The sequence below is a fragment of the Patescibacteria group bacterium genome (genome assembly GCA_041667185.1).
GTDB lineage: Bacteria > Patescibacteriota > Patescibacteriia > SG8-24 > SG8-24 > JBAYFM01.
The window spans coordinates 31,967-58,525 of the sequence record JBAYFM010000004.1 but is presented as its reverse complement, the minus strand read 5'-3'; the positions used below and the strand labels follow the sequence as shown (position 1 = coordinate 58,525).

The window sequence follows — 26,559 nt, the reverse complement described above, 5'->3', positions numbered from 1 at the left end:
AAGCTTGGGGTTAAGGCGCAACGCCTCGTATCAACTTTCCTTAGGGTCAGTTTTGCCCAGGATGACGACAATATCGATGCCGGTCCGATCGGCAGGGATCAGGCGCTGCGAGGGCTTGGTGTCGATCCGCGTGTTGTTCAGCGCTTCTTTGAGATTAGTGATCGAACTTTTCATTTTTCCGTCGGTCAGGTCGTAAACCAGCGTCTTCTCGAAAGCGAAGGTGTCGGCATTGCCGATCCGGACCACGGTGAAGCCCAGGGCCGTCAGTTTTCCGGCCACGTCGCGCGCAAGTCCGGTCTCGCCGGAACCGTTCAGGATCTCGATGCGCGGTTTGGCCTCATTCGGCGCGTCAGCCGCAGCCGCGGTCCGGGCCGGCTGATTCTCGATCTTCAGGTCGGTCTCGGAAGAGAAGATGTCGGCCGCCAGCTCGCGCAGGCCGGTCCAATCGTCGTTCCTGGGTACGAGCACGTAGGCGCCGCCGTACTGGCTGGCGACGAGCGGCGAACCCGGACGATCATCGATGACTTTGTGGACGATCGTCGCGGGATCGACGGAGCGGCCGAATTTGGCCAAGCGCAGGATCTCTCCGACCTGGAGATTGGTGGCGATGTTCGATTGCAGGCTGGCCAGAAGATTGCTGACCATCGCCGGATTCTTGATCACCTGGAAGGTCATGGCTTTCTCTTTGATGGCGGCCAGTACTTTTTGCTGGCGTTTGGCGCGGGCGAAGTCCGAACCTTCGCCATTGTTGCCGTGCCGCGAGCGGGTGTATTTCAAAGCCTCTTCGCCGCTCAGGTTCTGCCAACCGGCGGTGAAAGAGATCGTCTGCACGCCATGGTCGGCCGTCGGATAATTGTGATCCGCGAACGACTTGTCGATGTAGACGTCGATGCCGCCAAGATCGTCGACGATCTCCTTGAAGCCGTTGAAGTCGATCCGGACGTAGTAGGGGATATCCATGCCGAACAATCCTTCCAGCGCCGTGCGCGATAAGTCCGCGCCGCGGCCGGCGGCTTCGAGTTCGCCGAAAGCGTTGGCGGCATTGATCTTGCGCCAGCCGTACTTCGGCAGCGGCACGAGCAGGTCGCGCGGTATGGACATGAGAGCCACCTGTCCCGTAGACGGCTTGAGGCTCAGGAGTACATTGGTGTCCGTGAGCAGCGGGCCGTCGTGGCCTTCGCCGCCCATGCCGAGCAGCAGGATGTTGATCCGGTCGGCGGCTTCGCCGGACATCTTCCTGTCAGAGCTGACGATCAGCTGCATCTGCGAAATGATGGGCAGATTGCCGATGGTCGCGAGCGCCGCCGAAGCCGATTCGGACAGCGAGAGCCGGCCGATGCCGAAGGAAAAAGCGAACAAGCCCGCGAAGATCGCGAGCGATAACAAAGACCTGACCGGGCGGTTGGCGCCGCCGCGGTCATGACTGGTTCCGTGATTCTCCAGGAAGTTGATCTTTAGGGTCCTCATGTTTTTAGGTCAGGTGGTCGTCAGCGGTTCAAGTCACAGCCTGACGATCAGGCAGGGTATCATTATCATATATTCTGCTAAATCGGTCGTTTTGGCAAGGTTTCAACCCCCGTTTTAGCTTACTTCCCGGCATTGGCAAATGATAAATCCCGTGTTACACTGCTTTTGCTTAAAATAAGTCCGCGAGGCGGTTATCTTAGTATTGGGCCGTCAAGCGAGAGATCTGGTATTTCAATATTCTCTGGCGGGCAATCATGGGCGCATGGCTCAGCTGGTTAGAGCGCTGTCCTCACACGACAGAGGTCGGTGGTTCGATCCCACCTGCGCCCACCATCCTTCGCCAAAGCTTCGGAAGGGCAAATTGCCCCAGCAAGGTTCGGCGAATCTGTGGTCCGAAAAGTCCTCCCGCAGCCGCAGGAGGACGTCCGTCAGAGTATATTGGAATGATCAGTGCGCGTTCGCAATACGACTATGGACGAGATCAACAAGGAAAATCAGACTGCCAAGGAGCAGCTGCCGTCCGGGCCGACTCCGGCCGATCAGTCGGCGCCGATCGTCAAAAGCCTGGTGTCGCGGACCCTGGAATTTTTCGGCGAACTTCTGCATGTGGTCATCATCTCGCTGGCCATCATCGTTCCGGTCCGCTATTTCCTGATCCAGCCGTTCTACGTGAAGGGCGCGTCGATGGAACCGAATTTCTACGATCATGAATATCTGATCATCGACGAGCTGAGTTATCGGCTTCATGAACCGGTGCGCGGCGACATCGTGGTGTTCCGTTATCCCAATGATCCGCGGCAATTCTTCATCAAACGCGTCATCGGACTGCCGGGCGACCGGGTCGTAGTCTCGGGCGGTCAGGTGACCATTTACGACGCCGCGCATCCTGACGGTTGGCTGCTTGATGAAAGCGCCTACCTCGGCGCGCTGCGCACGCCGGGGGAGAAGGATGTCACGCTTGGAGCCGGCGAATTTTTCCTGATGGGCGATAATCGTTCCGCTAGCCTGGATTCTCGCGTGTTCGGACCGGTGTCGCGACCGTTCGTCGTCGGCCGCGTCTGGTTCCGCGGCTGGCCGCCGGAAAAGATGCGGCTTTTCGAAAGCGAGCCGCTGGTCCGGCAGCCCTGACCGATAAAAAGATTTTCACCTGATACCTTATGCCATCATTAAAGAATAAACCGCGTCCGGTCGCCGCCAAGAAGATTCCGGCCAAGCCTAAGGCGCCGAAAGCTCCGGTTCAGGCCGCGGCGGCTCCGAAGCCGGCTGTCCGGAACGTCGCCACGCCCCAGACCTTGCGCGGCATGCGCGACACGCTGCCTTCGGAGCAGCGGTATTGGCGTTTCATCAACCGCAAGATCGATCTGCTGGCGCGCGCCTACGGCTATGAACGCGTCGACACGCCGATCCTGGAGGAGACCTCTCTGTTCATGCGGTCCGTCGGCAAGCAGAGCGATGTCGTCGAGAAGGAATTATTTTCCTTCGTCGACCGCGGCGGCGAGAACGTTTCGCTGCGCCCCGAAGGCACCGCGTCGCTCGCCCGCGCCTACATCAACCACGGCATGTTCACACTGCCGCAGCCGGTCAAACTTTATTACGTCGGCCCGATGTTCCGTTACGAGCGTCCGCAGCATGGCCGTCTCCGCCAGCACCACCAGTTCGGCTTCGAGGCTTTCGGCGACGCCAACCCGGTGCTCGACGCCGAGGTCATCCTGGCCGCGCATCTTTTCTACAAGGACATCGGCGTCAAGACGGTCATCCACATCAACAGCCTCGGCTGCCATCTTTGCCGTCCGAGCTACCTGACCGAACTGACCGCCTACTACCGCAGCAAGCGCTCCCAGATCTGCGAGGATTGCAAGCGGCGGCTGCTGAAGAACCCGCTGCGGCTGCTCGACTGCAAGGAGGCCGGTTGCGCCGCTCTTCGCGAGAGCGCCCCGCACATCGTCGACTTCCTCGACGAGGAGTGCAAAAACCACCTGATGCGCGTGCTCGAATATCTGGATGAACTGTCGGTCCCTTACACGCTCGACCCGCATCTGGTCCGCGGCCTCGATTATTACACCCGCACCGTCTTCGAAGTGATGCCGGCGGAAGAGAACCCGAGCGAGGGAACCAGCGCGCTCGGCGGGGGAGGGCGCTATGACGGTCTGGTCGAACAGCTCGGCGGCCGGCCGACTCCGGCGTGTGGCTTCGGTATCGGGCTGGAGCGCGCCATTCTGCAGATGAAGACCTTGAACGTGGAGCCGACCGACGACTTCAAACCGGATATCTTCCTGGCTCAGCTGGGCGATACCGCGCGCCGCAAGGCTTTCACCTTGTTCGAGGATCTGCGCAGCGCCGGCATCCGCGTGGCCGCGACCTTCTCGAAGAGCGCTTTGAAGACCCAGCTTGAGACTGCCAACCGCCTCGGCGCCAAGTACACGGTGATCATCGGCCAGAAAGAGGTTCTGGACGGTACGATCCTGATCCGGGACATGGAATCCGGCATGCAGGAGATCGTGGACTATAATAAGGCTGCCGCGGAGATGAAGAAGAAGATCGTGATCCGCTAGTTTCTGGCTCAGGTTGGCCAAATTTACGACATTTGACGGTGAGAACCGGCGAGTGTAATATGATTTTAAGGGATTACACCCTTAAAATAACCTCAAGAAGAAAGGAAGGTGAGCATTGTGGCAGAAGTGAAACGCAAGAAAGGGGAGAGCTTTGAGAGCTTGCTCCGTCGCTTCAGCAAGAAGGTCCAGGCTAGTGGCCGACTGCTGCAGGCCCGGAAGATCAGGTTCCACTCTCGCGATAAGAGCAAAACCGCCGTCCGTGACGCAGCTCTGCGCCGCGAGTTTTTACGCGCGCGCCGTGATTTCTTGATCAAGACCGGACAGGCGACTGAAGAAGATTTCCGGCCGGCTCGCAAACAGGGACGACACTAAGTAAGACAGTCCGTTAAGGCAATGACCACTCGAGAACGCATCGACGCCGATTGTTCCGAAGCCGCCAAAGCGCGCCAGGCCGACAAATTGTCGACCTTGCGTCTGCTTCGGGCGGCTTTGAAATACGTCGAGATCGAGAAAATGAAACCGCTCGCCGAGGAGGACGTCATCGAGGTCGTCGGCCGGGAGCTGAAGAAGCTTCGCGACGCCCTGGAGTCCTATGTCGCCGGCAAGCGCGCTGATCTGGCGGCGAAAGCGGAGGCGGAGATGGCTATTCTCCAAGCCTACCTGCCGGAACAGCTCGGCGACGAGGCTTTGAAGGAATTGGTCCGCCAGAAGATCGCCGTTATCGGGACGGTGACCGCCAAGGACTTCGGCCGCGTCATGAGCGAGGTCATGAAGGAGGCCAAAGGCAAGGCTGATGGCACGAAGGTCAGCGCCGCGGTCAAAGAGATCATCGCCGCGTCGAGTTCCTGAACGGCACAACCACATCATCAACGATCACCCTTCTCTCCCATGCTTGGAAGGATAAATCGTCGGAACGGCGCCAGTGCGGCGCCAGCTAAGACCGCGATCACCGTCGCGGTCATTGGCGTTATCTTGGCCGCCATCGGTTTGCCGCTTGTCGCGTTCGCTCAGAGCGGCGTCGATCTCGGTTTGAATTATGCCACCGCCATCGGCCTCGGCACGACCGATATCCGGACGACCATCGGCAACATCATCAAAGCGTTTTTCGCATTTCTCGGCGTGGCCGCGGTGCTCATCATCCTGTACGCCGGCGTTTTGTGGATGACCTCGCAGGGGAGCGAGGAGAAGATCACGCAGGCCAAGAAGATCCTGATCAACGCTACCATCGGTCTCGCGATCATCATGTCGGCCTACGCCATCACGGCGTTCATTTTCCGGGCCGTGACCGGCAACACGCTCACTGGTCCGCTCGGCGATTCCGGCGACGGCAGTTTTTTCTCGCGCGGCTGCCGCGTCAATTGCGGCCCCAACCAGCGCGGCTACGGCATCGAATACCACTATCCGGAAGCGGGCCAGACCAACGTGCCGCGGAACACCAAGGTGGCGATCACTTTCAAGAAGCCGGTCGTGCTTTCGACCATTTTCAAGAATTACAAGGACAACAATACTTTTGCCGTCGCTGATGACGTCGTCTGTGCGCCGGACTGCGCTAGCGAAGGCCATATCGAGACGCCTGTCACGCCGCAGACCATCCTCACGCTCAATACCGATAATATCAAGATCATCGAGGTGGGTGACCTGGGCGAGCCGACAGCGGCCTCGGTCGCCGATCGTTTCGAGCAGCGGTATCCGGCCGCCAAGCTCGTCAGCCCCGCGCCGACCGTGACGCGCACGGCGGTCGATGAGCCTTATAACGCCGATAATAACCAGACCATCGTCCTCAGGTTCGGGCCGGCCGGCATCGGCAGCAATGACGAACCGGTCGATTATCGCGTGGCGCTCCGCGGCGGCGACGCCGGGATCAAGGCTTGGGTGCCGCCACCGACGGGAACCGCTCCGATCCAGAAGCCGGCCTTCAACACCATGGGCAACGACGGCGGATATTTCTGGGTCTTCACGACGAGCACGACCTTCGACCTGGAGCCGCCCAAGCTCGAATATTTTTCGCCGGGACCGACCAGTCCGTTCAACATCTATCCTCTGGCCCGGAATCGCGTCGTGGCCGCGTATTTCAACGAGCCGCTCGATCCGACGACCGCGCGCGGCAAGACCGGATCCGGAGGTTTCAATTTCATCGATCTCAAGGACTGCACCGGCGGCACCTGCACCTCGATTGAGGGTTTGATGGACATCAGCAACCGCTACCGCACGGTCGAGTTCATTCCGAGCGCTCCCTGCGACGGCGGCAAGGTGACGAATTCCTGCGGCGAGTCCGTTTTCTGCCTGCCGGCCAACGCCAACGTCACGTTCCAGGTCCGCGCGGCCACGGTCGGTTCGGTGCCGCCCGGAGCCGCTGATCCGACCGATGGTGTCACTGATATGAGCGGTAATTCCCTCGACGGCAATCGCAGCGGCAAGGCCGAGGGCCCAGTCTCCGGCAGCCGCGAGGCTTTCAATTGGAACGTCTTTCCGCCGGGCAATGATCCGTCGAACTACGGAGCTTACAGCGACACGGCCGTCGCCAATTATCGCATCGGCGGCGCGGTCGATCTCGATCCGCCGCGGATCGCCGGCATCACTCCGGCTGATCCGTCGTCAGTGCCTGTTGATGCTCCGGTCACGCTGGCCTGGAATAAACCGATGATGTCGGCTTCCATGCGCGGCGGCACGACGATGTTCTATGACGCCCGACTCTGGCTGAAGACCGGCACCGCCGACTGCACGAGCGAGATGGACATCTCGACCTGCGCCAGGCCGATCGATCCGCCAGCCGTCATCATCGGCAACGCGATCCAGGGCGCGGGTCCGACGGAGCACACCGTCACTGATCTGGGACACGAGCGGTTCTTCCGTCTGAATGATCTGAACTGGAACGAGGAAACGGACACTGTCACCGAGAAACTGCCGCTCTACCAGCCGGTCGTCAAAGCGCAGGTCAAGGACGCGTTCCAGAACTGTTTCTTTCCGAGCCAGGGCTTCGCTTGCGAGCTCACGGCTGGCGCCACTTCGTGCTGCGACGGCAATCCCCAGGAAGTGTTCGACTGCCAGCTGGGACCGACCCGCACTCCTTAAAGAAGTTCCAACGAGATGGTTATGCGCACCGCTAAAAACAACATCTTCAGGTCCGGATTGGCCGCCATCGCCGGTTTCGCCGTTTTGTTGTCGGCGCGCGCCGTCTCCGCCCAGGTTGATCTGGGGTTGGATTACGCGACCGCGATCGGTCTCACGACGACCGATGTCCGCACGACCGTTGCCCGCATCATCAGCTACTTCCTGGGTTTTCTCGGGATCATCGCCGTCGGCCTGATCCTCTACGCCGGCTTCCTTTGGATGACCTCCCAGGGCAATGAGGAACAGATCTCCAAAGCGAAGAAGACCATGGTCAGCGCGGCCATCGGCCTCGTGATCATCATGTCGGCTTTCGCCATCGCGCGTTTCATCATCGGCGCCGCGGGCGGCGAGGTCGGCGGCGGGGGAGATGGCGGCGGGGGCGGCGCTGGCGGCGGCAACGGCTTCGGCGGCGGCGCCACTTTTAGGGTTCAGGGCGTGGCCCCGGCTGGTCCGAATGATCAGCGCGGCTGGTCCAAGAATTCCAAACTCAAAATGTCTTTCAATGATGGCATTGACGCAGCGAGCGTCACCGGCCATTTCCGCGTCTTGGAGTGCAATCCGCGGATCCAGGGCGCGGGCGACGGCGCCGAGAGTCTTCCGTTCGATATCGCCGCTTGCAAGCCCAAGACCGAAGCTTATGCCGGGACCTCGACCGTGGTCGGCAAGACCATCGAGTTCGTTCCGGACTCGAAGTGCGATAACGGGCAGCCATGTTTCAAGGGCGATGTCTGGTATCTCATCGAAGCTGACGGCGGCGCGACCGGTTTTGAGACCAATGTCCTGAAAACGCCGGACGCCAAGCCGCTCGATTGCCGCGCGGCGCCCGGAGCCAAGCCGGAGGATACGACCGCGCAAGCCCGGACGCTTTGCCGCCGCGCCGTCGCGATCGGCGATTGGGTTGATTTCGAGCCGCCGAACGTCCGCGTGACGATGCCGAAGTCGCCGCCAGGAATCTGCAGTGCGCCCCTGAACATTCAGGCTATCGCCCAGGATAACCAGCTTGCCGTCAGCCTGACTTTCGGGATCGTGGCCGTCGGCGAGGACGGCGCTCCCGGCGCTCCGGTGGCGGACGCCATCATCGGCGAGACCGTGAAGATGAACGCCGCGCTCGCGAATCCTTTTTCAATCGACACCGTGCAGATTGACCTGGCCAAGTTGGCGGCCGGATCACTTTACGGCGCAGCCGCGTCCGCCGAGGACGTCGTCGGCAACGCCAGCGCCCCGGTCGTTTCTAATTTCAAGGTCCTGCCGACGCATTGCTGCAATGGCGCCAAGGACGCGGATGAGGATGGGGTGGATTGCGGCGCAGCCTCGGCTTGCGGCCGTTGCAGCGGTGCGGTTTGCACCGGCGATGCTGATTGCGCTTCCGGCGCCTGTGTCGCCGGCAAATGCGTCGATCTGCCCATGATCGAGTCGGTCTCTCCGGCGGCCGGCGCTCCCGGGACGCTCGTGACGGTCTCCGGCAAGATGTTCGGACCGCCGGCCGGACGCGTCATTTTCCTTGGCGACGTGAATGATCCGAATGACGACGCGGTCGCCGATCTGTGCGCCGCGCCCGAAGATTCGTGGACCAACGGCGTCGAACCCAACCAGGCCACGGTCAAGGTTCCGGCGAACGCCAAAGACGGCCCCATCGAGATCAGGACGTTGTCCGGACTCGCGGATACGACCGCTAATGATCGCGGCTGGGTCGGAACTTTCGATGTTGACACCGCTTTGCCGCCGCAGCCGGGCATTTGTTTCGTCAAACCGAATTTCGGCCCGATCGGCACTCGATTCGACATCAGCGGCGTCAATTTCGGCGGGGAAATGGGGGAGAGCCAGGTTTTCCTCAGCACCAGCGCGGCCAACGTCGCGAGCCAGGGCTGGGCGTCGACCGGCGACAAGATCACCGCCATTACGCCGACCCTCAAGGACGGGCCGTATCCTGTCCGAGTCAGGATCGGAAACGAGGCTGCCGGCGTGTGGACAACGAATGATCCGATCTTCCTGGTTTCCGCCGGCGACAAAGCGGAAGCCCCGGCCATCACCGAGGTGTTGCCGCCAGCCGGTCCGGTTGATGCCTATATTACTATAGTAGGCCGCGGCTTCGGTTCGAGCGGCGTGGTGCGTTTCGTATCCAAATCCAACGCCAGCGATGTCGCCATCGGCGTTCCGCCCGCTCCGCCCTGCAAAGCGACCTGGACCAGCAACTACATCGTGGTCAAAGTCCCGACGGCTTTCGAGTGCTCGGACAAGGGTACTTGCCCGGTTCGGTTGGAGCAGTATGACCTGTCGGTCCAGCGCTCCGGCGATGGCAAGGAGAGCAAAGCGATCCTGTTCACCATCAATTCCGATCCGTCGAAGCCGGGCATCTGCAGCATCGAGCCGGATAACGGTCCGGCCGGCACCACCAAGGTCAAGATCTTGGGCGAGCGTTTCGGCACCAAGAGCGGTCTGACCGAATACTCCATCAATTTTTCAAAGAATAACCTTTTGGCCAACACGGCGGTCCGGGCTTATGCCGGCGTTTCCTGGTCGAACCGGGAGGTCTCGGCTTACGTGCCAGCCGCCCGTCCTGATCCCGCGACCCCGGAGGCGGAGACTGGTCCTGTTTACGTCGAAGCCAACAACCAGTGGAGTTCGAACGCCGTACCGTTCAAGGTCCAGGATTGCACCAAGATCGGCGGCGACAATCTGTGCCAAAAGGACCAGCCGGATAAGCCGGTCTGCTGCCCCAACGGTTCCTGCCGGGCGACCAAGGCTGCCTGCGAAGCTCCCAAGCCGACCAGTGCCTACGGTTGGCGGTTCAGCACCGAAGTGCTGCCGGAGATGCCGCAGGTCCTGCGCTGCGCTTGCCATGAACAGACCTGCCAGGCCAAATACGCCGTTGATTTCAAGAGTCCGGCGCCGTCCGCCGGCTCCCAGGATATCTGCACTGGCACGGTCATCCAGCTGGCTTTCAATAATTTCATGCGGGTCGATTCCTTCGCCGGGAAATACCGGATCGAGACCTGCGGCGATGGCATCGCTCCGGCCTGCGCTGCCGCGGTCAACGTGACCAGCCAGTTCGACGTGACCTTTGAGAATTCCAACCTGCCGCCCCAGCCGCCGGGGTCGAGGTCCCTGGTCGCCGCGCCCAAGGGTGCCGGGGCTTTGCTGGCCAAGAAGACCTGGTACCGGGTCACTTTGTCCGGCGATTCCGAGAACGGCATCAAGGATATCTACGGCGTTGATCTCGACGGTGATTACGATCTCAACCAGGGCGGCGACTACGTTCTGGAATTCAAGACCGCCGCAACCGATGCTCCTTGCGTGCTTTCCGAGGTCATCGTCAATCCTTTCAAATATCTGATCGATCGCGACGAGGTCGATAATCCGGAATGGCTGCCGCCGGCGGCTCCGAACCAGGCTCCGGCGCCGGCGAATCCGGCCGGCTTCGCCGCCCTCCCGGTCGACATCAGCTGCAATCGCCTCCGGTGCGCTCCGGGCATCTACCAGATCAACTGGAGCTCCGATGAGAACATCCTGTCCCTGCAGCCCGACAAGCATCAGTGTTATCAGGCCGTGCGCGCGAAGGCGGAGACCGAGGATCCGGTCGGTCTCGCGGCCGCGTTCGCGCCGCCGGGCGGCGGCCAGCAGACCTCCGGCCAGGCCGAAGTGAGCGTCAAATTCGCTGATCCGCAGGTGACGGCTCACGCTCCCGATTGCGGCAGCGCCTGCAGCAACGCCGCGATCTGGGCGCAATTCAACGTCGCGATGGATGAAGCCAGTTTTTCGGGCAATGTCGAAGTCCTCAAATGCCGCAACATCAGCTGCCAGCCGCCATATTTCCATGAGACCGTGACCGTGAACAAGGTCGTGGATTCGGTCGGTCAGCTGAGCGGCCGGCGCTTCGAATTCGCTATCGGTTCGGCCGGCCTGGCGAGCAACACCAATTATCTCGTCCGGTTGCGGAGCCAATATTGGGATCCGAAAAAAGACGAGCGGCCGGCCGGCAGCGGTTTCATCAAGAGTCGGAGCGGCGTGCCGCTTTCGAAGCTTAACGACGGCGATTATTTCACCTGGCAGTTCAAGACCAATACCAGCCCCACTCCTTGCGCCGTCCATCATGCCGATGTCAGGCCGAGCGCGGTGCTGCTGCAATACGTCGGCCAGCGCGCCGATTTCGAGGCGGTGCCTTTTGCCAAACCTGACGAATGCGATGATCTTGGCCAGCAGCTGCGGGCGAGTGCTTACAGTTGGCTTTGGACTAAGACTGACAAGAACGTCATCGATGGTTTTTACACGAACTCCGGATCCATTGATCCGCCGGCGGCTCCTGATGTCCGTCTCGATACGAACATGGAGATGATGGCCGGCTGCACTTCCGATTGCCGGCATACGGGGTCTCAGAACAAGATGCCGCAGTGCGGCAACGGCGTGGTTGACCTGCCTTGGGAAGACCCGGCTTGCGATGCGGCCGTCGGTAGTCCGGCGACGCGCGGGTGCGACGCCAGCCGGTGCGTAGTTTTGGGCACGCTCAAATGCGGGGCGCTTGATGATGCGCAGTGCTGCGGCAACGGTCAGTTGGAAAACGGCGAAAATTGCGAGGCGATCATCGAGACCGAACCGGCGGGCTGCAAACTCGGCGACGCGGGTTGTTCCGCCGTCCGCGCCGTCTTCGATACCGGCTGCCAGGAACCCAACGGCTCGACCGTCGGCTGCGTCATGCTCGGCGCTGCGGCCGGCAAGTCGTCCTGTGGCGACGGTCAGCTGGCCGACGGCGAGGCTTGCGACGATGGCAATCGCGCGAACGGCGACGGCTGCAGCAATAATTGTTTGCGCGAGGGCAGCCTGCCATCTTGTCTGGATGTCGCGCCTGATAGCGAGGGAGTCATGCCGTCCTGCGTCAATTATTGCGGCAACGGTCGGACCGAAGCCGGCGAAGATATCGGCTGTGATACGGCCAGCGGGGCCGGCGCCAGCGATGCGATTCTGGCCGCCGGTTGCGATCCGAAGACTTGTCTGCGCGCCGGCACGAAAGCCTGCGCCGCAGCGACCGGCACGGGGTGCTGCCGCAACGGGATCGTGGAGGCCGGCGAACAGTGCGACGACGGGAATCTGGCCAATCAAGACGGCTGTTCCGCAGCCTGTCTGCTTGAAGGCGCTTCCGCGCAATATTCTGAAATGTCGTTCTGCCGCGATGGCGTGGTCGGCGCTGGCGAGGCGGCCGGTTGCGATCCGGGTCCGGTCGGCGGCGACGGCAGGATCGATCCTTTCCAGATCATCCGCGCCGGCGTCTACTCCGGTCCGCCGGTGGCTCGGCCGTCGGATGACGTCCTGGCCGGCTTGACCGAATTCGGTTCCGATTCGACGCGCGTCGGCAAAGCCACGGTCAGCCTGACCTGCTCCTGTCTGGAACAGAGCGAGCCTCAGACCTATTGCCGGTCGCTGGGCGAGATGGCTACAGAGGATCCGGCTCCGCCGCCGCTGGGCTGCTCCGCGAACGGCTGTTGCGCGCCGGCGCCCGTGCCGGAGTTCGTCTACCCATTATCCGGACAAGGAGACGTGTGCCGCAACACGGCCGTCAAAGTCGCTTTCAGCGAAGCTGTCGATATCAATTCCGTTCGGGACAACGTGGGAGTTTACGAACCGGCCGTTGACGGAGCGTGCCGTTCGGTCTGCAGCAATGATCCAGGCAAGACCTGCACGAACGACGCCGGCTGCGGCGGTTCCTGTATCCAGGCCAAATATTGCGCCGATACCGGCGAGCGCTGTCAGATCAATTCTGACTGCTCTTTCGGCGTCGTTTGCGCTGCGCGGCCCGCGGAGGCGCCCAGCGTCTGTTCCAATAACGGACTTGCCTGCGTCGCCAACGCTGATTGCGGCGGTTCCTGCCGGCCCGTCAGATATTGCGTCAAGAAACCCGGCCAGCAGTGCTCGACGGACGCCGATTGCGGCGAAGGCGATACCTGCGCCGACCGGCAGCCGGTCAACGGACAGCTGCGGCCCTGGGGCGAAACGTCTCTCCGGCCGGAGGTCCGGTCGAGTGCCTGGTGGCAGGCTCCGGCGCGGTTGATCTCTTTCCTCTTCGACCTCTTGGAACGCGCTGTCTCGCCGGTTCGAGCTGCTGATGCCGGTTATTGCCGTGTTCCCGGCGACCTCGTCGTCAAGCCGCGGCTGGTGACCTTCATGTCCGCCGGTTCTTATCTGCCCAATGTCACGCACACGATACTTTTGCGCGGCGCCGACGGCTTGCGTCCGGCCGGCGAGGTGCTGCGGACGGCGGGCGGCGTGCCGCTTTACGATTCGAGCCCGTCGGAATTCAAGACCGCTGGCGCTGTCTGCAAGATCGATTCCGTGGTACTGACTCCGGTCTCGCACCTGTTCACGACCGCCGAGGACACGAACGCGGCCGTATATCCTGATCCTGAGGATTCGCTGGATGGCGACCAGAATTTCGTCGCCGAAGCCAAGCCGGCGCGCGGCGGTGATCTGGCCAGTCTGAACAGCACTCCGGATTATCGTTTCAAATGGTTCTGGGACGTTCAGCCTGACGATTCGCCGATCGTGGTCGCGCCGACGGTCGTCGGTCCCGCGGTCGGAAACGGTTTCTGCGAGATCGGCGAGGCGGATAATAGTCCGGATTGCAAGAATTGCGCCGCGGCGTCCGATTGCGTCAGATCGCGTCCGGAGGAAACCGAAACCGCCCGGGTCTCGGTCCGGAAGACGCCGGTCGAAAAGTTCCCGGCCAATGGCGATCAGTCGGTCCGAGTGGCCGCTGAGATCTTGGATCAGGGCCTGCCTTCGACGCTCAGCGCCGAATCCAGGGTCACGGTCATGCTGTGCCGGAATCCCTGGCCGTCCTGGCGGAAATGCACCGACGTTCAGGCTCATGGTTTGCCCTGGGATGCCGCCAGGGGAGCGAGCTTGTCCTGTCTCGGCGACGAACAGGTGTGGTTCCCGTTCTATGATCCCACGACGAACCTTTCTTTCTATTATTGTCGGGATGGCGCCGCGGGCGGTGACGAGGGTGATGATCTGCCGGCGCTGAACGAAAGCGGCGTTAAAGTCCTTTCGCGGACGTCTTCGGCCCTGAGCAGCGCCAGCCGGCGCCTGGCTCAAGCTGGCGCCGCGAGCAGCGCTCCGCGCACCCCGGCCGTCGGTTTCTTACCGGCCCTGAACGAGTCCAAGTACGCCTCGTTGCAGCCTGGCCGCGATATCCAGCGGGAGTATCTGTTCACGTTCGACCGCGCTTTGGGGCCGCTGGACCCGAATTTCCCGGATAAGCCCACAGCCTGGGAAAAGAACGCCATCGGTCTGCGCATCATGTCCAATCTGGATCATTTGAGCATCAGCGATTGGTACCAGAAACAGGGCTTCAGCGGCAATCCGACAGCGACCACGGTGGATGGCTATCCGGCTTTGCGCGAGGGGCGGACGGTCTATAGCCTGGCAGTGGCCAAGGTTGACATCGCCGCCGAGCAGCAGCGCCGGTTGTACACCAACGTCAACATCCTGTCTTACAGCGACGGGGCGGCGGCGGAGACTCAGGCCATCTTCGACCAGATCCTGAACAAGATAAATTTCAATCTGAACGTCAGTAACAAAGGCTACTGCGTGGATGCCGCCCAGGAGGGGATGCAGGCGCTCGACAATGGCAAGCCGATCCCGTGTTCGGCCGACGTCGATTGCCGCGTCAAGAACGGCGGCTTCGACCCGCTGCGCGCCGGCCTCTATTGCAGCGCTCACAAGGATAAATTGATCCGCGACTTGAAGCGCTGGACCGATCTGGTCCAGCTCCGGAACGCGCTGGTCGCCAAAAAGAGCGATGGCTATCCCAAGCTCGAGTCCGGGACTTTCCTGCCCGGCCGCACGATCAGCAGCTGGGGCTCGTGGACGTCGGTCCTCGCCAGCGAACTCGGTTTCGGTCTCGTGGCCGATCCGGTCAACAAGCTCATGCAGTGTTCCGGTTACTGTTCGCAGTATCCGAACAAGGCCGCCTGCGATCAGCACGCCGAGATCTGCGTCTACGAGAACGGCGTTTGCGCCGACAAGCGCAAGTTCGATCCCGCCACTTGCTGGAATGCCGCGGAGAAGGTCTATCGCTGTCCGGCCGAGTCGCACGTCTATGAGTTCCAGAGCGTCGGCGGCCAGGATTTCCGTCTCTACGCCGATTTCGAGACCGGGCAGGATTATCTGTGCACGGCCTATGCCGAACAGAACACCTGTCTGGCGCAGGACGGTTTCTGTAATTGGTTCGGCGGCAAGTGCGCCGCCAACGCGAAGATGTACTGGGCTGGCTCGACCTGTTTCGAGGTGCGCGACGGCAGCGATCCCGACAACACCACGCAGAACGAATGCGTCGCCAAGTCGGAGTGCGCCTGGTCTCCTGAAGCCGGCTGCCAGCCCCAGGGCGGCGGCGCGCTCCTCATGAGCGGCGTGAACTACGATCTTGGCCCGCGCTGCCAAGCCATGACGGAGATCGGCTCCCAGGGCTATTGCGGCGATGGCGTGGTGCAGATCGGCGGCGCCAATCCGGAGGAGTGCGAACCAGGGCAGGCTCCGGCCATCATTGATTGCGTATCCGGCGGGCGACCGGGAGTCCAGCGGAAAGCTTGCGGCTTGGATTGCAGATGGCAGGCTCCGGGGGCGTGCGCGGTCGGCTCCTGCGGCGACGGCATCAAACAGTCCGGCGAGTTCTGCGATGACGGTCCGCTCAACGGGACTTACGGCCAGTGCAACTCGACTTGTAACGGTCTGGGTCCGCGCTGCGGCGACGGCGCGAAACAGGCTTCCGAAGCCTGTGATTTGGGCGCTGATAACGGCCAATATAATTTCAATGGTGCGCCATCGTGTTCCTGGGATTGCAAAGAGCTGGGTCCGCGCTGCGGCGACAGCAAGATCAATGGTTCTGGCGAGGTCTGCGACGGCGGAGTCCAGAATTACCCGCAATTGTGCTGTCCGCCCGGTGCGGACCAGACGACCTGCACGCAGCTGTCTTCGCAGCCCGGCTGTTCGACCAACGCCGACTGCCGCGGCCTCGGCGCGAACGGGCAGGATTGGTCCTGCGTCAAGTTTTGCGATGCCAACGATCATGACAAGCGCTGGCGGCGCACCTGCTACGCCAACGCGCCGGGTACGGAGGATGATCAGCTGGCCTGCCGCTGGGGCGACTGGAGCTGCACCGAAGCCGGCAGCTGCGGTGATGGCGTGAAGAACACCGGCGAACAATGTGATGATGGCAACAGCGATGCCGCCGACGGTTGCGTCAACTGCAAGAACGCTGTCTGCGGCGACGGTTTCGTGAGCGCCGCGCGCGGCGAACAGTGCGACGGGGGAGCTTTGAACGGCCAGCGCTGCCGTCCGGCCTATGGCCAGGACTGCACTTACTGCACGTCGGCCTGCAAGCTCGGCACCGTCACCGGCGGCTTCTGCGGCAACAACATCCTGGAGAATTTCGAGCATGATCCGCCCGGACCGGAAGAGTGCGAAGGCGAGACCGGGATCAATAACTGGATCTGCGTCAGCACCAGGCCGCAGGACCAGGTCTTCGGACGCCAGACCGGCCAGGCTAGCTGCGACGCCAAGACCTGCAAACGGACCTGCGTCGACCGGTCATCCAAAGCCTGCAACGATTCCTCGACGGTCAACACAGATAGTGACGTGCGGCCGCCGCAGGGCGTCTGGAACCTGTTCAATCCGCAGGCCTACTTGTTGGAGCTGCCGAATTCCTGGCCGTTCCCGAATCCCTACCCCGTCGCTCCGCCGCAGTCCTACCCGATCGTCTTGAAGGATTCCTGCGATCCGGATGCCGACAACGACGGCGTGCCGAACTCCAAGGATTGCGAACCTCTCCAATGGGATTCGCGGCCGAATTTCAGCCTGACCTACACGAAGAGCGGCGACACCGGCGAGACCGGTTCGTTCTCGGTGACCGAGGGTGTCGAGGATGTCTGCGACGGCCGCGACAACAATTGCAACGGCGTGGTTGATGAGAATCTGATGAAGATCAGGGGCGTGTTCAGGGTTGAAGGCGGCAGGGGCGTTGTCGGCAATGCGCCGATCAAGCTCTATTGCAAGGACGGCGGCAATCTTACGTATCTGAAGGAGGTCATGACGGCTGCCGATGGCAGTTACGACATCTCTTTCAATATCACGACCTGCGCCGGCAGCGAGATCGAAATTCAGGCCTGGCCGCCGTCCACCGGTTGCTGGGGCGGACCGGATATCGCCAAGACAACGCTGGCCAAGGTCGCCGATTGCAATCCAGCCAACTCGATGGACCTGGTCTTCTATCCGAAAGAGCTATGTAATGGCAAGGACGATGACTGCAACAGTCTGATCGATGACAACTGGACGGTCAGGACCAGGCCTGGCGAAGGCATGGCTGTTTCTGGAAACCTGCGCGACGCCATGTTCGTGAATACTCCGATCGTCGGCGCGACTGTCGAGGCTCAGGCCGCGGTCTGCAACTACGATCGCGTCACGACTTGCGGCAGCGACACCGACTGCAATGCCGATACGACCCTGAACTTCAATAACTGGGCGACGCAGCAGCCGGATAACTGGACCGGCTCCCCTGATGGCAATGAGAATTGCGCGCAGATGTACCCTGACGGCACGTGGAACGACGCGGCTTGTTCGTCCACTCAATTGGCCGACCGCGGTGTCTGCAACGACCTCACGGTCACGGGCACTGGTTTGAACTATGATTCCGCCAAGTCGGCCTGCTCCAATCACGGCGGACTCGCGTCCATCGCCGACCTGACGAAGAACGAACAGGTCCGGACGGCCTGCAACGGCGCCAATTGCTGGATCGGACTCGACGACAAGGTGACCGAAGGGATCTTCATCTGGGCCAACGGCAAGAAACTCGGCGGCGTCTGCGGCGTCGATCGTTCGCCGAATAATATCGCGATCCAGACCGATGCCAGCGGCAATTATAATCTGGCCGACGTGGTCAAGACCACTGGCACGCCGGCGCACTGCCGCGTCCGGCTCAAGGTGCTGCCGTTCAAGCCCGCCAATAATCTGGTCGTTTCCGGCCTTTCTGGAGCGGTCGTGGAGCGCAACGTCAACGGTTATCACGCAGCTTCGATGTTCGTTCCGAGCGGTTCGGCGAACAGTTGGTCGGCGCCGCAATTCTATCTGATGCCCCGGGTTTCCTACGGGTACGCCATGGCCGCATATATCTGGGATGGCGACCTGAACGGATTCCTTGATTCGTATCTTTGGGTTCCTGATCCAGGCAGCGCGACAGTGTCGTACGGCAGTCCGGGCAATCAAGACGTGGCTAATACTAATCCGAACGCTTTCCTGTCCTGCTACCATCCAGATGGCAGGAACACCTGTGGTACTTTCGATTACGCACCGCAGACAATGTTATATCGGTGGAATGATGATCGGTCGGTGCTGCGGACCTGGAAATTCTGGGTGAATGACTACAGCGGTAATGGCTACGATTATTTCTCCCAAGTCAATTCCCGGATGTATATCAGCTGGCACAACGGCGCGTATCAGCTGACTTCGATCACGGCTCCTGTGAGTACGAGTAATACCAAGGGAAACTGGTACATCTTCGACATGACCGTACCCACCTCTGGAGTGCCGACGTTGACCCCGCAGAATGTTTATCAGACCAGCACGCCTTAAGATCAATTCTTTATGAACCGGAAACTCATCATTATCATCGTGTCGGTTTTCGTGGTCGTCCTGTTGGGTGGTGGCGCTCTGGCGTTCTATCTGAGATCTCGATCCGTTCTGGAAGATGCGGCACAAGTGCCGGTAGGGCAGTCGGGATCAGGTGTTGAGGCGGGTGAGCAACAACCGCGCCAGGATACTCCTTCAGTCCCAGTGCCGCTTTCAGGTGATGATGACGGCGACGGTCTTACGGTTGCGGAAGAGGCCAAACTCGGGACTGACCCGAATAATTGGGACACGGACGGCGACACTCTTGGAGACGGAGCCGAGTATTACAACTTCAAGACAAACCCTCTCAAGAGCGATACTGACGGCGACGGCCTTTCGGACAGCGAAGAATATCGTTCCGGCCGCGATCCGCTGGTCAAAGGCAAATAAGTCCGCAAAAGATCGTCCTCCCTGGCTGGGGAAGATGATTTTGGTTTTAGCGACGATTTTGGGTGATAGAAACGGGTCTAAAGATGTGATATGATAAATACAGAAGAATTCCGCTGTATCATAAGCTCAAAGAAATAAACAATGGTTGTGGTATCGCTTGTAGTATTTTCGCTGAGATAACATAAATTTATGTTCGACGACGCCAAAGAACCGGTAGATATTTTCGCGGAAGTGGACAAGCCCAGGCCGGTCCAGCCGGCTGGTTCTGGCGTTCCCGCGCCCCAGGCTGCGTATTCGGCCGGACCCAATAAGCTTCTGCTTGGTCTTGTCGGCGTCATCGTTCTGGCCGCGATCGGCGGCGGCGCGTATTTCTTTTTGAATCGCAGCCAGGCGCCCGCTCCGGCGGCGCCAACGGATCAGGCCGCGGCGACCGATGTGGAAGCCCAGCCGACCCAACCGGAGGCCCAAGAGCCCCAGCCCGAACCGGCCGCGCCGCAAGCACCCGAACCGCAGCCGCAGGAGCCGATCGTCCCGCCAGCCGTAGAGACCGCTCCGATCGACTCCGACGGCGATGGGTTGTCCGATATGGAGGAGGCGCAGCTCGGGACCGACCCGCAGGCCGTTGACACCGACAACGACGGATTGACCGACTTTGAAGAAGTGCGCCAATACAAGACCGACCCGAAGAAGCCGGATACCGACGGTGACGGTTATCTTGATGGCGCCGAGGTCAAGGCTGGCTATAATCCGCTGGGGCCGGGAAAATTGCCCGGTCTGCCGCCGACGCCCTAAGCCGCTATTCCCATGGACACCCCGAACATCGCTCCGAATCCGGGTTTTGAGAAACCGCCAGGCACGCCCACCGCGGCTTTGCCTGGCGCCAACTCTTCCGAGACCGTCATCCACGTCATTCCGGATGAGTTTTATGGCGCGGCTCTGAAGAAGAAAGTGGTCGAGCCGCCGAAGAAACCGGCAGTGCCGGCTCCGGCAGCAGCGGCTAATCCTCCAGCGTCCAAACCGCCGCAGCCCAAGAAACGCAGCGCGTTGCCGATCATCCTGATCGTCATTTTCCTGTTGCTAGCTCTCGGCGGCAGCGCTGCGTATTATTTCCTGGTCTACCAGCCCGGACAGAAGGCCAAGGGTCCGGTCCAGCCCGCGATCAATACCAACGCCAATATTCCGGCCGGTCCGGTCTGCGGCGACAACCGATGCGAAAGCGGCGAGAATTTCGCCGTTTGTCCGGCCGACTGCCCGTCCCCGGGTCCGGTCTGCGGTGACAACAAATGCGAGGCGCCGGAGACCGTGGAAACATGTTCTGCTGATTGCGTGCCGCCCGGTCCGGTCTGCGGTGACAACAAATGCGAGGAACCTGAGACTCTCGAGACCTGCGCCGCTGATTGCGAACCTCCCGAACCGACTCCGGGAGCGGATTCTGATTTTGACGGCGTGACCGACGCGGAAGAGACCGGCATCTACGGCTCGGATATGAGCAATCCTGATTCCGACGGCGACAGTTTCGTTGATCTGAACGAGGTACTCAACCTTTTCGATCCGGCCCGGCCGCGCCCGGCCCTGCTCGTGAATAATCCGGGGATCGCTGTCTACAAGAGCGCGGTCCAGGGTTACGAGATCTTCCGTCCGGCCTCCTGGGTCGTGAGCGAGAAAGGCGAAGATGGCAAGGAAACCTACTTCACGTCGCCCAAGGGTGAGTTCATCCAGGTGTTGGTCGAAACCAATGATACGGACAAGACGCTCTTGGATTGGTATCTGGAACAATCGCCAGGCGTCGTGGGTTCCGAGGTTCAATTGCTTAAGACTCTCGGCGGTCACGAGGAGATCCTGAGCCCGGACAAGATGACGGCCTTCGTGGCTGCGGGCAAGCGCATATTCATCGTGAGTTATAATCTGGGAGGCCAGAATAAACTTGATTACGCGGTCACTTTCAAGATGGTGGTGAATAGCCTGAAAGTCGCTGAGTAGAGCCAAGAAATTGCGACCGCTCCGGAATGTTCCGGAGCGGTTTTCAATTCCCGTCTCCTGCGGTATGATTCAGGCGTATGGTGAGCGTTGATCTTCATGGTCGTCCGCCGGCGTGTCTCCGGGAACTGCCTCTGCAAAAATTACTCGCCATGTCTTTCCGGCTGGCTGGTTGGAGCGGCGCGGCCGCGATCTCGATCGTCTTCGTGAGCGAGCCGGAAATGCGGCGGCTGAATCGCGAGCGTCGCGGTCTCGATCGGCCGACCGACGTCCTGTCTTTCGCCTATCACGAGCTCGACCGGAAAGAACGTCGCCTGTCCGACAGCGGCGGACTCGGCGATCTCATCGTCTGTCCCGGCCGCGTGCGCCGCCAGGCGGCCGAGATCGGCCGGCCTTGCGCGCAGGAACTCGCTCTCGTCATCGTCCACGGGTTCCTCCACCTCCTTGGTTACGATCACAACGTCCCGGCCCGCGAAAAAAAGATGTTTTTTCTCCAACAAGAAGTCCTGCTCAGGACCAAAGTCCTCTGATCGAGCGAATGCTATGTTAGATCCGAAGAAATTAGTCAAAAGTTTCCGCTACGCCGCCCGCGGTATCGCCAAAGTCGCCCGCGAAGAGCAGAATTTTCGCGTTGAATTGGCCGCCGCCGCCGCGGTCGTCGTCCTCATGTCCGTATTCGATCTTTCCGGCGCGGAACGGTCGATTTTGACGCTTGCTATTGCACTTGTGCTCGTGTTAGAATTGCTGAACAGTATTTTTGAACGCATGGTCGATCTCTTCAAACCGCGCCTGCATCCGTATGTCGAAGACATCAAGGATATCATGGCAGGCACGGTTTTTGCTGCCGCGATCGGATCCGTGATCATCGCCGTGTTGATCTTCGGTCCGCGCCTGGCGGCGTTAGTTTGAACGGCCTCGCAGCGCCAAACATTTGTCGAGCGTTATGCCCAATGATCAGATTTTCGCCGGAATAGACATCGGTTCGTGCGCCGTCCGCATCGTGGTCGGGCAGCGTTTGCCTGTCGGCGACAAGGAATCGGTCCACATCCTCGGCGCCGCGGAAACGGTTTCCGAGGGTGTCTCCCGCGGCACGGTCATCTCGATCGAGGATGCCGTCTCGACGGTTTCGAGCTGCTTGGAGCGCGTCGAGCGGATGACCGGCGTACCGGTGAGTTCCGCTATGATCGCCATTCCGGGAACGCACGTCTCTTCGCTCGTGAGCAAAGGCGTGGTCGCGGTGGCCCGTCCGGACGGCGAGATCCGCGAAGATGATGTCGTGCGGGCGATCGAGGCCGCGCAGAATATCGCCACCCCGGTCAATTTCGAGATCATTCACGTCATCCCCAAGACCTTCACCGTCGACTCCCAGCCGGGGGTCAAGGACCCGGTCGGCATGACCGGCATCAGGCTCGAGGTCGACGCGCAGATCGTCCAGGGGCTTTCCGCACATATCAAGAATCTCACCAAATGCGTTTATCGCACCGGCGTCAATATCGATGATCTGGTGCTTGGCATCCTGGCCGCGGCCGAGGTCGTCGTGACGCCCCGGCAGAAAGAATTGGGCGTGGCGGTCGTGAATATCGGCGGTTCGACCACCTCGATCGTGGTCTTCGAGCAGGGCGATATCATGCATCTTGCGACCTTGCCCATCGGCGCCGACCACATCACGAGCGACATCGCCATCGGGCTCAGGACGTCGATCGACATTGCCGAGAAGGTCAAACTGAATTACGGCCGCGCGGTCTCCAAGGATCTTACCAAACGCGAAGAGATCAATCTGAAGGAGATGGGCGCTGATTCGGATGAGATGGTCTCCTTGAAATACGTCGCCAACATCATCCAGTCCCGGGCCGAGGAGATCCTGGAGAAAGTCGATGGCGAACTCAAGAAGATCGACCGGAGCGGCATGCTGCCGGCCGGTATCGTGATCACCGGCGGCGGCGCCAAGGTCGCCGGACTCACTGACCTGGCCAAGCAAAAATTGCGTCTGCCGGTTTCGCTCGGCTATCCCATCGGCGTCACTTCGATCACGGACAAGGTCACGGATCTCGGCTACACGACCGCCATCGGACTCATGCAGTGGGCGATGCGGGAAGCTGAGGAAACGCCCGCGCGCCGCAAGGGCGAGTGGTCGAAATCCAAACCGGTCGAAAAAGTCACCGAGCATCTCAAGAAGTGGTTTGGCGCGATGGTCCACTGATTAGCAACTAGTAACTAGAAGAGCCGCTCTATGGAGCGGTTTTTTAGTTGGAAGTGGGGGAGTTGAGGAGCGGGGAAGTTCCGGCATCCTTCAGCACTCCAGCACTCCTGAACTCCCGCACTCTTAAACTCCCTGACTCCGTCTCTCTCGCGCAACCACTGGGGACAAAATGAACATTTTTTGTGTTCATTTGGCGGATTTTTGCCTTGACACGTGAGTGCGTCCTCGCCTATAGTTTTAGCGAAGCAATAATCACCCCGAAGACGATCCGTGCGCGCCAGGCGCGGGGACGCGACAACCACATTTTTTTATGGCCGAGGTCAAACCAGCAATCGAAACGTTCGCCAAGATTAAAGTGATCGGCATCGGCGGCAGCGGTAATTCCGCGGTCAACCGGATGATCCAGTCGAAGATCAAGGGCGTTGAATTCATCGCCGCCAATACCGACGTGCAGGCTTTGCATTACTCGCAGGCGCCGCAGAAGATCCATCTCGGCAAGGCCGCGACGCGCGGTCTCGGCGCCGGCATGAATCCGGAACTGGGGCGCACGGCTGCCGAAGAGAGCCAGAACGAGATCCGTGACGCGCTCAAGGGCGCGGACATGGTCTTCATCACCTGCGGTCTCGGCGGCGGCACCGGATCCGGCGGCTCGCCGCTCGTCGCGGAGATCGCCCGCGATCTCGGGGCCCTCACCGTCGCCGTGGTCACGAAACCGTTCAGTTTCGAAGGCGCCCAGCGCCGCGATATCGCCGAACGCGCTCATGCCGAACTGGCCAATCAGGTCGATACCATCATCACCATCCCGAACGATCGCGTGTTGCAGATCGTCGATAAGAACACTTCGCTTTTGGATGCTTTTGAGACCGTTGACGACGTGTTGCGCCAGGGTGTTCAGGGCATTTCCGAGGTCATCACCGTTCCCGGACTCATCAATGTCGATTTCGCCGATGTCCGGGCGATCATGAACGGTTCCGGCACCGCGCTCATGGGCATCGGTCGCGCTTCCGGCGAGAATCGGGCCGTGGAGGCCGCTAAACGCGCCGTTTCAAGCCCGCTGCTCGAGGTTTCGATCGAGGGGGCTCGTGGCGTTCTCTTTACCATCACCGGCAGCAGCAAGCTCGGCATGCATGAGGTTTCGGAGGCGGCCAAGATCATCACCTCGAACGCCCATGAGACCGCCAAGGTCATCTTCGGCACGGTCATCGACGAATCCATGAAGGACGAGGTCAAGGTCTGCGTCATCGCGACCGGATTCGACGGCGAGCGCAAGATGTTGCGCCAGGAAAAAGGCGCCGCTGACCAGGCTGGCTATTCGGCCAATCGTTTTCTGACCAAGGACGGCCGCGCTTCGGCCGCGGCTGTTGAAGAACAGCCGCGCCAGACGGTCAAGGTCAAAGCGGCGGAAGCCGCTCCGGCAGCCGCCGAACAGGCTGCGTCGACCGCTCCATTCGTCAAACGCGTCCTGGCCGGCATCCGGGATAATCGGGCTGAAGAACCGGCGGCCGAAGAGGATCTGGAGATCCCAGCCTTCATCAGGCGCAAGATGGGTTAAGCGCAGAGATTGCATAATGGCGAACCACCGAGATCAGCTCGGTGGTTTTTGTATCCGTCAGAAGACAGACAGCCATTCTGCCGGAGGCTGATTTTTGGTATAATTATTCGAGAAGTCGCGCTGAAGCTAAGCTCGGCGGACGCAACCTCACAGACAGCCTGCCTCAACCGCCTTATGAGCCAAAATAAGAGAACCAAGATCGTCTGCACCATTGGGCCGGCTTCCGGCAGCCCGAGCACTCTCACGGCCATGGTTCGCGCCGGCATGAACGTCGCTCGGCTGAATTTTTCCCATGGCACTCACGAAGAGCACGCCAAGCTCATCGGCGCGTTGCGGATGCTTTCGAGCCAGACCAACGAGCCCGTGGCTATTCTTCAAGATCTCCAGGGACCGAAAGTGCGGATCGGCAATCTGCCCGCGGAAGGCGTCAAACTTGTGCCGCGGACGAAGGTCGTGTTCACGACCGACCGCCTGGCCGCGCCGCCGAAGATCCCGGTCGGTTATGAGAAGCTGCATGAAGATGTGAAAAGCGGCGACCGGCTGCTCCTGGACGACGGTCTCATGGATGTGCGCGTCATCGGAGTCAAAGGCCGGGATATCACCTGCGAGGTCGTGACCGGCGGGATCCTGACGTCGCATAAGGGTATCAACCTGCCGACCGCAACGCTGTCCATTCCAGCAATCACCGAGAAGGACGCGGCGGACGTCGAGTTCGGCGTGGAGCATCACGTGGATTGGATCGCGCTGTCTTTCGTCCGGTCGGCCAAGGAGGTCTACGACCTGCGCTACCTGATCGAGGATCACAAGGCCAAGCTCGGCGGCAGCTATGTTTACGTCCCGCCGATCCGCATCATCGCCAAGATCGAGAAACACGAGGCTGTGAAGCATATCGACGAGATCATCGAAGCGGTCGATGGTATCATGGTCGCGCGCGGCGATCTCGGCATCGAGATGCCGGCGGAGGAAGTGCCGCTCATTCAGAAACGCATCATCGACAAGTGCCGCGCGGCCGGCAAGCCGGTCATCGTCGCGACCCAGATGCTCGATTCCATGATGCGGAATCCGCGGCCGACCCGCGCCGAGGTCTCGGACGTCGCGAACGCGGTCATCGATCACACCGACGCGGTGATGCTTTCTGGCGAGACCGCTTCCGGCAAGTATCCGGTCGAGGCGGTCAGCACCATGGCCAAGATCATCCACGAGACCGAGATGTCGGAATATGACAACACCGAACGCGAGCCTGGTTTCCTGTCCGGCAAGTCCAGTTCCGAAGAAGCCGTGTCCGGCGTGGCCAACATCCTGGCCCGCGACACCAAGGCCAAACTGATCCTCGTCGCCTCGCTTTCCGGCAACGCCGGCCGCATCGTCAGCCGCTACCGTCCAGAGATGCCGATCTACGTCTCCACCGATTCCGAGCGCGTCCGGCATCAGCTCAATCTGTCCTGGGGCGTCGTGCCGTTCCTGCTGCCGCGCTGCCACTCCATCGAGGAACTCATCGACCGCTCCATCGGCTACATGAAGAAGGTCAAAGCCGTCAAAAAAGGCGACCTTATCATCGCCATCGCCGGCGAACCGGTCGGTTCTTCGGGCGGCCTCAATCTCATCGAACTTAAATCGATCGAATAGATAAAAAACGACGCCGGCCGCCGGGGCTGGCG

Annotated in this window: 14 protein-coding genes and 1 tRNA gene; 14 read left to right on the top strand and 1 reads right to left on the bottom strand. The window is 60.8% G+C overall.

Annotation, left to right across the window (positions count from 1 at the left end; all coding sequences use genetic code 11):
* Positions 1-30: 30 nt before the first annotated feature.
* Complete coding sequence (locus WCT10_02105) at positions 31-1,467, bottom strand: LCP family protein (protein ID MFA6603617.1); 1,437 nt, start codon at positions 1,465-1,467, stop codon at positions 31-33.
* A 256-nt stretch (positions 1,468-1,723) separates the two neighbouring features.
* On the opposite strand from WCT10_02105, the gene WCT10_02100 reads away from it, so the two are divergent.
* The 14 genes from WCT10_02100 (at position 1,724) to pyk (ending at position 26,527) form a co-directional block, all read left to right on the top strand.
* Positions 1,724-1,800 (top strand) — tRNA-Val (locus WCT10_02100).
* Between the two features lie 138 nt (positions 1,801-1,938).
* A complete protein-coding gene (gene lepB, locus WCT10_02095; protein ID MFA6603616.1) occupies positions 1,939-2,595 on the top strand; it encodes a signal peptidase I in 657 nt (218 codons plus the stop codon).
* Positions 2,596-2,624: 29 nt separating this feature from the next.
* Positions 2,625-4,019 carry a histidine--tRNA ligase gene (gene hisS / locus WCT10_02090; GenBank protein MFA6603615.1) on the top strand — a complete coding sequence of 465 codons (1,395 nt, stop codon included), beginning with the start codon at positions 2,625-2,627 and terminating at the stop codon, positions 4,017-4,019.
* Between the two features lie 393 nt (positions 4,020-4,412).
* Complete coding sequence (locus WCT10_02085; GenBank protein ID MFA6603614.1) at positions 4,413-4,868, top strand: GatB/YqeY domain-containing protein; 456 nt, start codon at positions 4,413-4,415, stop codon at positions 4,866-4,868.
* A 39-nt stretch (positions 4,869-4,907) separates the two neighbouring features.
* Positions 4,908-7,091, top strand: a complete 2,184-nt coding sequence (locus WCT10_02080; GenBank protein MFA6603613.1) for a pilin — start codon at positions 4,908-4,910, stop codon at positions 7,089-7,091.
* 21 nt (positions 7,092-7,112) lie between these two features.
* The gene (locus WCT10_02075; protein ID MFA6603612.1) at positions 7,113-18,746 is read left to right on the top strand and encodes an IPT/TIG domain-containing protein; all 11,634 of its coding nucleotides are present in this window, start codon (positions 7,113-7,115) and stop codon (positions 18,744-18,746) included.
* A gap of 12 nt (positions 18,747-18,758) precedes the next feature.
* Positions 18,759-19,172, top strand: a complete 414-nt coding sequence (locus WCT10_02070) for a hypothetical protein (GenBank protein ID MFA6603611.1) — start codon at positions 18,759-18,761, stop codon at positions 19,170-19,172.
* Positions 19,173-19,361: 189 nt separating this feature from the next.
* Positions 19,362-19,964, top strand: coding sequence for a hypothetical protein (locus tag WCT10_02065; protein MFA6603610.1), 603 nt, complete (start codon positions 19,362-19,364; stop codon positions 19,962-19,964).
* A gap of 12 nt (positions 19,965-19,976) precedes the next feature.
* Positions 19,977-21,152 (top strand): hypothetical protein, encoded by a 1,176-nt coding sequence (locus WCT10_02060; protein ID MFA6603609.1) that lies wholly within the window; start codon positions 19,977-19,979, stop codon positions 21,150-21,152.
* A gap of 77 nt (positions 21,153-21,229) precedes the next feature.
* The gene (gene ybeY / locus WCT10_02055) at positions 21,230-21,679 is read left to right on the top strand and encodes an rRNA maturation RNase YbeY (protein MFA6603608.1); all 450 of its coding nucleotides are present in this window, start codon (positions 21,230-21,232) and stop codon (positions 21,677-21,679) included.
* Between the two features lie 13 nt (positions 21,680-21,692).
* Complete coding sequence (locus tag WCT10_02050) at positions 21,693-22,058, top strand: diacylglycerol kinase (GenBank protein MFA6603607.1); 366 nt, start codon at positions 21,693-21,695, stop codon at positions 22,056-22,058.
* Between the two features lie 34 nt (positions 22,059-22,092).
* Positions 22,093-23,349: a cell division protein FtsA gene (ftsA, locus tag WCT10_02045; GenBank protein MFA6603606.1), complete on the top strand. Its 1,257-nt coding sequence runs from the start codon at positions 22,093-22,095 to the stop codon at positions 23,347-23,349.
* Positions 23,350-23,659: 310 nt separating this feature from the next.
* Positions 23,660-24,901, top strand: coding sequence for a cell division protein FtsZ (gene ftsZ / locus WCT10_02040; protein MFA6603605.1), 1,242 nt, complete (start codon positions 23,660-23,662; stop codon positions 24,899-24,901).
* A gap of 174 nt (positions 24,902-25,075) precedes the next feature.
* A complete protein-coding gene (gene pyk / locus WCT10_02035) occupies positions 25,076-26,527 on the top strand; it encodes a pyruvate kinase (GenBank protein MFA6603604.1) in 1,452 nt (483 codons plus the stop codon).
* The last annotated feature ends 32 nt before the right edge of the window (positions 26,528-26,559 follow it).